The 13,534-nt window shown below is 38.8% G+C and carries 11 protein-coding genes; all 11 read left to right on the top strand.

Features of this window, described 5'->3' with window-relative positions; genetic code table 11:
- Entirely contained in the window at positions 1 to 372 is a 372-nt protein-coding gene (locus AC50Y5_RS19070) for a DUF7674 family protein (protein WP_494862935.1), read from the top strand.
- Positions 373 to 497: 125 nt separating this feature from the next.
- Positions 498 to 4,235 (top strand): RHS repeat-associated core domain-containing protein, encoded by a 3,738-nt coding sequence (locus AC50Y5_RS19065; RefSeq protein WP_494862933.1) that lies wholly within the window; start codon positions 498 to 500, stop codon positions 4,233 to 4,235.
- A gap of 636 nt (positions 4,236 to 4,871) precedes the next feature.
- Positions 4,872 to 5,588, top strand: coding sequence for a PdaC/SigV domain-containing protein (locus AC50Y5_RS19060; RefSeq protein WP_494862932.1), 717 nt, complete (start codon positions 4,872 to 4,874; stop codon positions 5,586 to 5,588).
- Between the two features lie 247 nt (positions 5,589 to 5,835).
- A complete protein-coding gene (locus AC50Y5_RS19055) occupies positions 5,836 to 6,603 on the top strand; it encodes a hypothetical protein (RefSeq protein ID WP_494862930.1) in 768 nt (255 codons plus the stop codon).
- A gap of 433 nt (positions 6,604 to 7,036) precedes the next feature.
- On the top strand, positions 7,037 to 7,753 hold the full coding sequence (locus AC50Y5_RS19050) for a hypothetical protein (protein ID WP_494862928.1): 717 nt from the start codon (positions 7,037 to 7,039) through the stop codon (positions 7,751 to 7,753).
- A 74-nt stretch (positions 7,754 to 7,827) separates the two neighbouring features.
- Positions 7,828 to 8,529 (top strand): metallophosphatase, encoded by a 702-nt coding sequence (locus tag AC50Y5_RS19045; RefSeq protein WP_494862926.1) that lies wholly within the window; start codon positions 7,828 to 7,830, stop codon positions 8,527 to 8,529.
- Positions 8,530 to 8,566: 37 nt separating this feature from the next.
- On the top strand, positions 8,567 to 9,088 hold the full coding sequence (locus AC50Y5_RS19040; RefSeq protein ID WP_494862924.1) for a hypothetical protein: 522 nt from the start codon (positions 8,567 to 8,569) through the stop codon (positions 9,086 to 9,088).
- 149 nt (positions 9,089 to 9,237) lie between these two features.
- Positions 9,238 to 9,489, top strand: coding sequence for a hypothetical protein (locus tag AC50Y5_RS19035; RefSeq protein ID WP_494862922.1), 252 nt, complete (start codon positions 9,238 to 9,240; stop codon positions 9,487 to 9,489).
- A 270-nt stretch (positions 9,490 to 9,759) separates the two neighbouring features.
- Positions 9,760 to 10,044, top strand: coding sequence for a hypothetical protein (locus AC50Y5_RS19030; protein WP_494862920.1), 285 nt, complete (start codon positions 9,760 to 9,762; stop codon positions 10,042 to 10,044).
- Between the two features lie 1,072 nt (positions 10,045 to 11,116).
- Complete coding sequence (locus AC50Y5_RS19025; protein WP_494862918.1) at positions 11,117 to 13,114, top strand: RHS repeat protein; 1,998 nt, start codon at positions 11,117 to 11,119, stop codon at positions 13,112 to 13,114.
- A gap of 40 nt (positions 13,115 to 13,154) precedes the next feature.
- The coding region (locus AC50Y5_RS19020; RefSeq protein WP_494862916.1) for a hypothetical protein at positions 13,155 to 13,534 on the top strand (380 nt) is incomplete at its 3' end.

The raw sequence follows: 13,534 nt of genomic DNA, 5'->3' as shown, positions 1-13,534 counted from the left end.
ATGAGTGAGAAATCGGAAGAATTCTTTAGAAAGATGTTGCATTTCTTACCGTCGACTGAGGCTGCGTATAAAGAATCAGTCGAGTATTACGATGAGGTGCTAGAAACTATCATAATTGAGGACATTTTCATGCCTGAAATCATTAAACTACTAAAAGAGGAAAGAAACATCAATCTGTTAGAAAGTATATTTAATTATTTTGAAGAAGTATCTAATTGCGAAGATATTCAATTAAAGAACAATTTTTCAGTTACGGTACTAGAAATACTTGGAAATGACAGAACGATTCTCGAGACTGCAAGAAAATACATGGGATCTAAAACGATAGAACTTCAAATAGAAGCTGACCGAGATATAGGTAGGAGCGTCTAGTCAGCAAAGACTCATAAGATATTGACGGTTATCCATATTGGATAACCGTTTTGCTTTATTCCGAGTCAGAGGAGGGCTAATGTCGAATGTACTCCTCATTCAACCAATAACACATCTAACATGACTTGCTGAAACGCGAATCGGACAACAGCGGGGCATTGACGATTCATGAATATGATAAGAACGGCAATGTGACGGAAACTTCAACGCTGCGGGATACATCGGTTTATGATGTGGAGCGTTTCGTGTACGACAGTCAGGATCGAGTGACGCAAAGCGTGAAGCTGGTCGATGCTCAGCATATGTATTTAGATAGCTCGGCTCATACGGAGCTTCTGCAAGATCAAGAAAATCCGGGTAAGCTGCAAATCATAACGGGATATGTGTATGATGTGCTCGGCAATGTGGTGAAAGAGCTAGATCCGAGAGCCTTTATGTTTGCTTCAACAGATACAGCGGGCAGAAGCCAATACACGACAACGCATACGTATGATGCGATGAATCGTCTGGTACAGACGAGCCGCAAGGTGAACGGGCAGGATGCGGTCAAACGTTTTGCGTATGATGAAAATGGGAATGTAGCGGAAGAAACGAATGAGCGCGGCTTTGTGACGAAATACGCCTATGATGAGCTTAACCGCGTAGCGGCCGTTACGGATGGAGAAGGGCATAAGGCGACCTTCACCTATGACCTCGCAGGCAACAAAATAGCGGAAGCGAATGCGAGCGGCCATCGCATGACCTATGCGTACGACAAGCTTAACCGTCTGGTGACGGTCAAAGACCCGTACAACATCATTGTGACGCGAAATGTGTATGATGCAGCAGACAATTTGGTTAAAATGATCGATGCGAAAGGCTATGCATCGGCAGCAACGGATGCGCAGCGCTATGGAACGGTATACAGCTATGACTTGGCGAACCGCCTGATTGCTCAGGCAGAGCCAGAAGCCGCTTTGCAAAATAAAATGAATAAGTATCAATACAATGCAGCAGGAGATCGAATCTCCGACACGAATGCGCTAGGGTTTACCCATACGTATGCCTATGATCAAGCGGGACGCTTGCTGAGCGTAACCGATCCGCTTGGCGTCAGCGTGACCTATGGTTACGATTTACTAGGCAACCAGCTAGATATGACGGACGGTAGAGGGAAAGTCACTCGCTATCGCTATGGGGCATTTAGTCTGGTGACGCAGGTCATCAATCCAAACAATCAAGCGATGTCCTACCGCTATGATTTGGCGCTGCAAACGGCAGAGCTGACGGATCGTAATGGGAATCACACGCGATATAGCTATGACAATCGGGGACTTTTGGTTGAAAAAGCGGTGGCAGCAACCGAGGATCGCATTCAATATACGTATGACGAAGTTGGTAACCGTGCTTCCATGAGCGATGGCAGCGGTCAAAGCAGCTACGTGTATGATGGAAACAATCGTTTGCTGGAAGTTGCGAAGGACGGTAAGACCCAGCTCACGTATACGTATGATGCGGTAGGTAATGTGAGGAGCTTGAAGGATAAAACAGGCTTTATCACCAGCTATACGTATGACAAATCGAGCAGAATGAGTACGGTAACGGCACAAGGGAAAACGACGTCCTACAGCTATGATGAGAACGGAAACCGTGCGTCTATCACTTATGCGGGTGGCGTGAAGGAAAGCTACACGTTCGATCGTAACAGCCAGTTGTTGAAGCTGGTCAATACGAAGGTGGACGGAGCCGTATTATCTGAATACAGCTATACGTATGACTTGTCGGGCAACCAACTCACGAAAACGGACAGCTACGGTGCGACGAATTATGGGTATGATGAAGTCGGCCGTATCGTAAAAGCGGAAGCCCCGGGCAAAACGACGGTCTACACGTATGACCGCAGTGGCAATCGGGAGTCGATGCTGGAGACGTATACGTCGGAGCAGCCGACAGGCTATACCGATCCGATCAGTAAAGCGGAGCTGACATATATCGTGAAGCGCAGCGAATATCTATATTCGAATGCGAACGAGCTGCTGCAACTGACAGAGCAAATGAAGGATGCAGCGGGCGAAGAGGTGCTGGAGAAGAAGGTCATTTCCTTGTTTGACAACAACGGGAATGAAGTGCGTCAGCAGACCAGCTATTTGCGTCCGCATAGCCGAGGGATGAATCAGGTAACGGGAGCGAATCCCTATGGGGATGAGCAGAACGAAGAAATAAGCAGCCTTCTGGAGAAGGTGAATAACACCTTTGACGGCTTCAACCGTCTGACACAAGCGATCAATGTTCAGGGCGGAGAGCGCTCGACGGTGGAATACACCTATGACGGGGACGATCTTCGGACGCAGAAAACGGTGCGCAGCTCGGTCGACGGCTACGCAGAGCAAGTCACGAACTACTTGTATGACCGTCAATACGTCATTTTGGAGACGGATAAAGTGGACGCGATCAGTGTGCGCTATGTGAAGGGCATTAACTATATCGCCCGAATCGATCAGACGGACAAGCTGTCGTATTTCCTATTCAACGGCCATGGGGACGTTGTTCAGACGGTGGATGAGCAGGGAACAATTGAGAACCAATATGACTATGATGTATTTGGTAGCCCGACCCTAACAATTGAGCTGTATGAAAGCACCATTCGCTACTCGGGAGAGTTTTACGATGCGGAAGTAGGGTTGTATTACCTGAGAGCGCGCTATTACGATCCGTATGTGGGGCGGTTTATATCCGAGGATACGTATAAAGGGCGGGCAAATGAGCCGTTGTCGCTGAATCGGTATACGTATGTTCTTAATAATCCGTTGATATATTGGGATCCGACGGGGCATTGGGCGGAAGGAGATCAAAAACTGAGTCAAGATTCTCAAGCGGAAATTGTTGATTTGACTACTCAGTACTATGCAGCTCAAACCAAAGAAGATAGGGCGGCGATTCATCAACAAGCAGAAGACATACGTAAAAACGACAATAAAAATTCAACAGCATCAAGTCCGAAACATGGTTCAGAAACATTATCAATTGCTCAATCCGCTAGTACTTATTTAACGACGAATAAATATTTTAATAAAGAAAGTTGGACAAATATTACTGAAGGCAAGGGTGTTTTGGAATTTAAACAACAAGATTCACAATCTTATAGAAAGTATTCTATAGAAAGTCCTGAATTACATGATAATTCCATTTTTGCAGGAAACTTCGAGAAAAAAGGTGTGTTAGGATCTAGTATTGGAAATCAAGGTGGATTACAGGTGCCAATACTTACACCTCTTAGAGTTTGTGAAGGGGCAGACAGTTGTAATCCTTCTCCAAAACTAAATGAAACTTATGTGACAAAGGAACAATTAAATCAGCTAGGTTTCAAGGATGTAACTGATAGTATGGTTAATAGTCTAAATGACACACTAGCAACATTTCATATTGATACAACAGAAAAAATTCAACATTTTCTAGCTCAAGTTTTACATGAGACAGGTAGCGGTTCAATTTTAATTGAAAAATACAATGGTGATCCTGAAAGCTATTTTTCAATGTATGATGGTAGAAATGGAAATACGGAAAAGGGGGACGGGGCGAAATATAGAGGAGCTGGATATATGCAATTAACAGGTAGAGACGTATATCAAGCTTTTGCAGATTATATGGGAGATCCTAAAATAGTAGATGAAGGATATGCGTATGTTGCCAAAAACTATGCATGGGAATCAGCGGGATTCTTCTGGGATGTATATAAAAAAATTAATCCCATTGCCGAAAAGGGTTCTTCTGCTTTGTTGGCTGTTTCTAAGAAAGTAAATGGATTTAACAGGAGTACAGGACTACCAAATGGTTGGGAGGATAGACAAAAAAAATATAAACTTGTTTTAAAGGTAATTAAGTGACAATCTATAAACTAAGTAATTTGAAGTGAATCAATGATAAGAAAACAAGCATCATTATTGAATTTCGATTTTAAAATGATCGGCGACGTTTATAATAACCCATGGCTGATTCGTGTTTACAGTGAAGTTACAGGACAACAGAATCAGCCATGATTCATAAAATTTTCATCAATATTGGCTTTTTTGGGGTTTATATCGAATGAGATAAGGTGACACTCCTCTAATATGCAGCATGATCTGTAGAATAATGCTAAAGAATTCCCTTAAGCAGAGAAGGCTCTGAGGTGAAATATATCAGATATACAAATTGCAAAGTCACTAGAATAGGAACGATGCTTTACTGGAATAAAGCTTCCTCGCTACTCGAAATGGGTAAATAGACTATGATTTTATATGGAGTGGTGGGCATGATATGCTGATTGGCATCGCAAAGTCTTTGTGCCTCGCGACTTTCGCGAGTACTCATGCCCGCAGAGGCTCCATGTCAAATCGCACTATCAGTCTAGAAAAGGTGGATTTAGCCACGGAGTATAGCGAAGAGCCAATATCATTCGAAACAATCTATCGAAATATCACACCGGACTTAGAAATCCATTGGGGAAAAAGCGTAAATATGTATAAAGAAGAGGTGCTACAATGTTTAAAAATCTAAGTTTTATTATTTTTCTTGTTTACACAAGTGCCCTATTAGCTGGATGTGGTAATAAATCGGCATCAACAGAACATGATCAACGAAACATAACTGTATTGGATAAAATAGGTAATTATGAAATGATTGATAAAGTATTTTCTAAACCAAATGTAGTTATTCACTATCCCCAGTTATCTGGATTAGAGAATAGTAATAAACAGGATATTATTAATCGTTTGATTCAGGATGATGCGTACGGATATCTTGGGAGATATTCTGATGAAGAAATCAGCGATTGGAGTGCAGACATTGATTATGAAATTACATTAAAAGACAGTAAGTATTTAAGTATACAATATTCTGGATACACTTATCATGAGAGGGCCGCTCATCCCGTTAATATGTATTACACAACCAATATAGATATTCAAGCAGAAAAACAGCTATCTTTAAAAGATATGGTACAGATAGATAATGGATTCATCTCTGCTCTGAAAGAAGGCAAGCTTCAGTCCCCTATTACTGAAGCTCAAGAGGAATTGGATAACCTTACAGATGAGGAATGGTTACAAATGCTTTTAAACGCAGATTCATTCTCATCCGGTACGTACAGCTATTTAACAAAGGATGCGATAGGAATTAGTGTTGAGGTTCCGCATGCAATAGGTGACCACGCCGAAATAGAAGTGAGTTTACAGAATGTTGACAGTAAATTGGAATGAAGATTTTGAAAGCAGAAATATAGGATTATTTATGTAGGGCTAGAGAGGCCCAGTGAATAGGATTATGTTAATGCTTGGCTTTTTAAGAGGAACTACGAAATACTTTTTTGCCTTACAGAAAGCCATTTTAAGAACCGCTGTACTTCTCAACAGATGGGGTTTATAAGTCAAGGTTGCGATATTCAAATAATGAATGGGTGTTTCCCTGGAGTGTCCTACCATCATAGTCCAGAATGGAATGATTAGAGTGAAAATCATTTTTAAGCCGACTTTTGGTATAATTAAGCACAATATGTCGGATGAGGATATCGCCGAATTGTTACAATTTTTCCTTGAAGACGGAGCAATGTTACTTTTCTCTTTTTATGAAAGAAATCTGCATTTGTACGATGAAGGTACACAAAAATTTATTTTAAACAGGTGTGTATTCAAAAATTCTGAATGGGTATTGCCGTGGAAGGAATCTATACCGCATTGGGATGATCCAAATAAGACTCCGCCGATCCTAATATGGTTCTCAGTAACGCAAAAAGAGGAAATGATTAAAGCAATCGAAATGGATCATTTATTTAGAAGTGTTGTTGTAAAGCAAGGTGCTGAATTTAAACAATATTCCAATGTCTTATTTCACCAAGAATATTATTCCTCTATGGATGAGGAGGACTATGAATATTATTTAGGTTTTACGAACAGAGATTATTTTCGTGTAACTTTATTAAATGAGATTAAACGGAGCATTAAGGAGAATGGAAAAATGTATATATGTATAGTTTGCGGGTATGATGGATTGGATTATCCGCAAAGGGATGAACTTGGATATGCAGCACAATGTATCTGTCCTTGTTGCGGATTTCAATCAGGTTTTCATGATGATGCTATGAACGAACCAATGACTATTGAAGAATTTAGGGATTTATGGATTAGAGAAGGTGCTGTATGGTTTAGTAATAGCAGGAAAAAACCGCAGCACTGGAGTCTAAAGGAACAACTCCAAAGAATAAATATTACGAAATAAATAAAGAACTTTGACCTGGGGAAAACCTAAGGTCATTTTTTTGATTCTGTGAAATAGTTTATGTAAATTCCAAAACCTACTAAAATGGAAGTAATGGAAAGGTTGAGAGAAGATATTCCGTCAATAATATAAGAAATGATGTCGGCATAAAAATAATCTCTGAAGAAGATGAGTTGCTGCTGGTAGCTCATGATACTTTAGCAGGACTTATTGGGATGTTTATTTTAGATGAATCCTCCAAAATAAATGTATGCCTAGAAGAATATTGGTCAATGAAAACAGATCATATGATGTCATTAGATAGAGAAGAAATATGGATTGGCTAGAAGGCGACTAATCATATAAAAGAGTGAATATTCGAAATGAGGATCTTTTATTGTTAATGGAACATTCCTAATCAGAAAAATAAAATAGCAGACGTGGAGGGATATCTATGGCTCCAGAGAAGCAGGCGTTAGAACAATTTATAAGCCTATGTGAGAATATATTTTCTGCTGAAGAATTAGAAGCTGTGAAAAATGTGATTGAATATTTAGAAGCAACCCCTCTAGAGAATAATATTGAAGACAATCAATCAATCGAATCCATTAATATATTACTTGCAAAAATAGATCTAGATGAACAACTGGAGCTTCATGGATTGCTGTCACCTAAAGCCTTAAGTAACATTTACAATGCTAGGGATAAGGTTGAAATGCACCCTCATGTGAAGGAGCATATTGCTTTCGCCTATTTTAGTGGAAAAATAGTGGAGCAGGGGCAAATCGATAAGCTGCTTTTTAATGAAATCCTGTATGAATATAAAGCGAATGGGTTCATTGGCTTAGAGAGTATTCTAATTACCGAAATGAAAAAAGACAGCTTAAGTTTGGCTCAAGTGATGGAACTGGAGCAATTTTTAAGCGGGAATGCTTTTCATAAGGAAGCAGAGGCCTTCAAATGTAGAGAAAAGGTGAGGTCGGGGGAGAAGCTCGGCGCCAATCAAGTCGTGAATCTAATCCATTTACGAGCATACCATGCTTTAGATTTTGCACTGGATCATGGAGCTATATCTGAAAATGGGCTAAAGGAATTCAAAGAGCCTACGGCATCTGAACGTGACAGGAAAATAAAGCTAGCCCTATTCCAGAAAGGAAGAACAATGATTTAATGGTTTGCTTATATGCAAAAAAACTAGTGGTCGATGTGTTGGTGAAACTGATTTTTTTGAAAGGGATGGGTAGGATGGCTATATACATAACGGGCGATATTCACGGATCAATCAGCGTTGGGAAACGTTTTAACTCTAAAAATTTTCCTGTCGGAAAAACGCTGACCAAAAATGATTATGTCATTATTGCTGGTGATTTTGGTTTGCTATGGGCGGGGAATCGAGAAGACTGGTATTGGCTGAAGTGGCTAACGAATAAACCTTGGACTACATTATTTATAGATGGGAACCATGAAAATTTCAATCTTCTTGAAGCCTATCCGGTTGAGGAATGGAAGGGCGGCAAGGTTCATAAAATTACGCCAAGCATTATTCATTTGATGAGAGGCCAGATCTTTGAGCTCGAAGGGAAAAAGCTTTTTACATTTGGCGGAGCAGCTTCACATGACAAACAATACCGCAAGGTTGACATCTCTTGGTGGGCTAGGGAAATGCCATCTTATGGGGAATATGAAGAGGGTCTCCATAACCTGGATCAAAGCTCATGGAAGGTGGACTATGTCATTACCCATACATGTTCAGCTGATGCTTTGAAGTGGCTATCCTTGAACTTTGAGAAGTTAAATCACGTAGACAATGATCAAATGCATGACTATTTCAATGAAATCAAAGGTAAGCTTGAGTATGAAAAATGGTTTTTTGGTCATTTTCATCATAATCAAGAGCTGCCAGAGCATCAACATTTGTTGTATGACGATATGATTAAATTAACGTAGTATGGAACAATTGATGTGGAATAGGATTGATGATAGGATGAGAAATTATCAAATTTCAAAGTATGATCCAAATTTAAGGGACAGTGCAGGAAGGTATACACCTGAGGACTGGATTGCAATTAGCGATATAGGGAAAGCATTTAATGGTGAAATTTTAACTAATGAACGTTACACGTCAGTAGAAGATAGTTACGTGAACGCCTTACTGATGATTATGGAATATATACAAATACCGTACCTTACAGTTAATCATATTCGGAAGAGTTTTAATGATACTGTCTTTGAACGTACGGCAAACAGATATAGTAAGCATTATAGCAGTAAAGATATTAAAGACACCTATTATATTTTAAAAAATGGAACAAAGTATACGGCTCAACAAATTGATCCTATTATTAGACTGTTGTTGAGGGAAGATGTAGGTATGGTAGTTTTCTATGAAGACAAGGTCAAAGTATTTATTGGATACGATTTTCTAATGGGAGTTCACACATTAAAATCGATAGAATCCATTATTCCCTCAATTGAAAATATGGGTTTGTTTGTAGAGGTGAATTGATAATAATATCTCTACCCATAAAGGAGAAAAATTAAATCAAGAGAATAAAGCTGCTTTTTGATATTACGTTCGTATTCAGTCAGGAATGAATGGTAAGATATAATAATTATTTTTCAGAGTTTAGTTATAAATAGGAGGGGGTATATACCATGGAAAATCAAGAGATATTTATGAAGAGGTATCTAAATCGAGGCATAAAAATAACTTTTCTCGATAACTTATATGTAATAGGGATATATCTTAATTATTATTACTTTAACAATGTCTTAGTCATATTACCTTCAGACGCTGAAGATGATACAAGGCTATTAATTCCATTGAGTGCAGTAAAAACGATAGAGCCTTGGGATTTAGAAGAACGTGATAGACTGGATGGAGTAGGATATTTAATAGACAAATAATAAAATATATATAGGTTGAAGTCCTAGGACAGGGAATTTGCGTGTGTAACAACTCCATACGTATAGCCCATTTACTTTTTTAAATGTCGTTTCTCTCAAATTTGGATAGGTTAATTTTATCTACTGCTAGGTTCTCCCTGTCTACGGCACTGCACTGTCTAATAACAAATAGCTTCAATCCTCCCTTCTACATCTGAATCAGATTTCTAAAAAAAGATAGAAATTACTATCTAATTCTCGGTCAATCTACCATTAGATTGGTGAAGGAGAGTGGATAAAACTTTGAATAAGTATCATTTTCAGGTCTCAATTAATGCTGAACAGTACTGTGATGAAGTAATTAATGAAATGGTAAAACTATTTAATATTTCAAACAAGGAGGCCTTGGGTCGGGTAAATAGACATTGGTCCGGGAATCGTTTCGATGATGAGAGTTTGTTGTTTCATATGCTGCCTGAAGAATGGGCAAATGATATTTATTATGGGGTAAACTCATTTTGGTGGAGAAAAGAGAAGAAGGACTTGATACCGCTGCCATTTAGTGAAGAGATATAATTTTAAGTTGTTCAATCAACCACATATGAGTTTAGAAACACTTAAGGAGGATATATGGGATCAACATTTACAGCGATTTTTCAAAATCAGGGATCTGACTTGGGGCTTGCTTGCAAAAAGCTCACTGAGATAATGCTAGATACATCACATGCTCAAGAGATTTGGAAATGGACCTAGGTATACCCTCTTAGAAGATGAACGGTTGCAAAATCGACTACGTAAGGATTTAAGCCGTTTTGGCAAAAGGTTTGGTCCCGCTACTTATTTGCCATCCGATTGTAAAGTTGATCCTTTATATAATATGAGGATGGAACGAACTTGGGAGGAAACGGTGAATGAATTGAATCATGAATTGGGCAGCCCGAAAAATCGCTGAAAGAGTTATTAGCATGTGTTGAAGGAAGAAGGGAACGCTGCGGTTATTACGTCGAGTTATTCTAATATGAAGTTATGAGCCGATTTTAGAAGTGAATCTTTATAATTGAGGGGTTAGCTATGGCTCTTCTGTTCCTTGACGTTTGAGCTTGCGGGATAGGTTGGAGTGATGACGCCCAAGCTTACGTGTAATCGCTCTAGCGAACCATCCCAATTGACGGAGTACTTCTAGCTGACTTCTCTCTCTTGTAGTAAAATATTGGTAACTCATGGCTGATTCTCCTGTGTAGGGGTAGTGTGGAACTTCATTTTACACACGAATCGGTCATGGGTCATTTTTATGTGTCGCACTTCATATTACAATTCGTCATCTACCTATGTAGCTATAATAATTTATTAGAAAGTTGGGGACATTTCGCATTAACTCTTAAATCATTTAATTCTATTGTGTAATTAAATTTTTTTGGTTTTAATCGACAAAATAGATTAATTATCGACAAATAATCTTATTAATCGACAAAATACCACCATTTCAAAAGATGAGATGGTGACTTATGATTGTTGAGGAAGTTATTGTTTCCATAAGTTAGAGCGCTTATATATGGCACCCCAAAGAGTTTGAAATTCAAAACAGTAAAAATGCGGTATCTGCTAATTGTCCTCAGATTACCTAAATAACCTCAGGAGTGTGAACGTATTGAAAAGAACTAAAATACTAATTTATTTGCTACAGACCGTTTTTTTTATTTTTATGCTTAGTATTAGTCATAGTAAAGCATTTGCAGCAGAAAATATTATCACGCCTAAAGAAACATTCGAAAGTGGGGCTTATGCTGGCACCAGCTACATTCCGATTGATGGAACGATTACCAGTGACCCGCAAAAAATAGTGAATGGGAGATATTCAGCGTTATTAAGTTCTCCTCCGTCAGAAGTCTGGAAAGAATTTAATTATACAAATTCTAGTAAAATTAAATTTGAGAAGAATACAACCTATTCTGTTACTTTCTCCTATAAATCAATCGAGATGAACCCCTCCGATGCTAATCGCTTTTTCTACTTTCTAGCTCGAAGCACTGATAATGATACTCAGGAGGACAAAGGATATATCACTTGGACGGATGAAGTCGGGAATAGCGGGATCAGAACGATGACTTTTACTATAGGAAATAAAGAGAATTACTATTTAATATGGGGGATCCACGCTGGAGGAGCACTTTCCATTGATGATATTCAGATTGTAAAAACCACTTCTGCCGGCAGCGAATCTTTCGAAAACGGTTCTTTTGCCTCCACTAATTTTTTGGCAGGCGATGGTGTGATTACAAATGATCCAGCCCAAGTAGTGAGTGGACAATACTCAGCGTATCTCAGTTCAAAGCGGACGGAAGACTGGAAGGAGTTCTCATACACAGACACGAATAAAGTCAAATTTGAAAAAAACACTAAATATAAAATCACCTTTTCTTATAAGTCGATTGATATGGAGGCAGCAGGAGCAGATCGCAGTTTTTATTTTCTGGCAAGGAGTACGGATAATAAAGAAGATAAGGGATGGACAACATGGAACGAAGTCAGTGGGAATAAGGGGAGTAAAACAGTAACGTTTACCACGGGAAACAAAGAAAATTACTATTTAATTTGGGGTATTTATAGAGGAGGAGCACTTTCATTAGATGATATAGAGATTACTAAGATGAATGAATCTTTTGAAAGCGGTACTTATACTAATACAATTTTTACTGCGGGTCATGGCGGCATCATTACAAATGATCCTGCGAAAGTGATTACAGGTCAATATTCCGCTTATCTTGAATCCCAGACAGGTGAGGTATGGAAAGAATTCTCCTATACTGATTCTGATAAATTCAAGTTTGAAGGAAATACAACGTATACAGTGACATTTTCCTATAAATCTATAGATATGGATGCTTCGGATAACGATCGTTTTTTCTACTTTTTGGCTAGAAGTACTGATAATTTGGAAGATAAGGGATGGATGACTTGGAAGGATTCTACGGGAAACAAAGGCAAGAAGACGGTTACGTTCACAACAGGCAGTAAAGCAAACTACTATTTAATCTGGGGGATACATCAGGGCGGGGCTCTATCGTTGGATGATATCAAAATTGAAAAAGTTAGTGAATCCTTTGAGCAAGGATCTTACAGCGCAACTAACTTTTTTCCGGTTTCCGGAATAATTACTAGCGATCCTGCAAAAGTAGTCAGCGGGTCATACTCTGCATTCTTAAGTAATACTGCAGCCCATGGAGGAAAAGACTTCGCGAGCACGGATACTAACAAAGTGAAATTTCAGCGTAATACGACCTACACCGTGAGCTTTGCTTATAAAGCAGTAGATATGCAGCCTAATGATAATAATCGTTATTTTTATTTTAGTGCCCGGGGAATGGATAATACTGAAATGAAAGGCTGGACTATATGGAATGATGTCACAGGCACCAAAGGAATGAAAACGGTAACCTTCACAACGGGGGATCAAGATAATTACTATTTGTTTTGGGGAATTCATGGGATGGGTGCACTCTCCATAGATGATATAATCATTCAACAATTAACAACTTATCAATATGATGATAATGGAAGATTAGTTCAAATTAGATTGGCGGATAATCAAGTGATTAGATACTATTATGACGAGAACGGAAATTTAATAACTACCAAGGTAGAGTGAAACATTTGAAAAATTACGAATTTTAGAATGTAGGAGAAAAATGATGCTAAGAAAATCAGCCTTTTTGTTTATTTACGTAATAATAGTTTTTATATTAGTTATTCCAGTTGTAGGAGCGAAATCAGGAACAAATTATATTTATAACAAAAATGGACAACTAGTTGAATTAACTGATTCGAACGGTACAATTGAGATGAAATACGATGAAAATGGGAATTTACTGAGTAAATCTATGATCGATAATCTATTATCTAATTCTGGGTTTGAGAATTATTCGAGTTCCGAGAATGCAGCAGATGGCTGGGATCGATATATGGCGTCAGGGGTCACGGGAACTTACGAAATCATCACTGCAGGGGTAGCCGAAGGACGACAAGCCCAGAAACTAACGGTAACCTCATTTCCTAATACTGGAGATGG

This window comes from Paenibacillus sp. JT22N7 (assembly GCF_059383875.1).
This window is presented reverse-complemented; position numbering and strand designations above follow the sequence as displayed.

What these genes read in the sequence shown, in the direction of transcription:
- AC50Y5_RS19070 (WP_494862935.1), top strand. Translation starts at nt 1, where the DNA reads ATGAGTGAGAAATCGGAAGAATTCTTTAGAAAGATGTTGCATTTCTTA.
- AC50Y5_RS19060 (WP_494862932.1), top strand. Translation starts at nt 4,872, where the DNA reads ATGTTTAAAAATCTAAGTTTTATTATTTTTCTTGTTTACACAAGTGCC.
- AC50Y5_RS19050 (WP_494862928.1), top strand. Translation starts at nt 7,037, where the DNA reads ATGGCTCCAGAGAAGCAGGCGTTAGAACAATTTATAAGCCTATGTGAG.
- AC50Y5_RS19045 (WP_494862926.1), top strand. Translation starts at nt 7,828, where the DNA reads ATGGCTATATACATAACGGGCGATATTCACGGATCAATCAGCGTTGGG.
- AC50Y5_RS19040 (WP_494862924.1), top strand. Translation starts at nt 8,567, where the DNA reads ATGAGAAATTATCAAATTTCAAAGTATGATCCAAATTTAAGGGACAGT.
- AC50Y5_RS19035 (WP_494862922.1), top strand. Translation starts at nt 9,238, where the DNA reads ATGGAAAATCAAGAGATATTTATGAAGAGGTATCTAAATCGAGGCATA.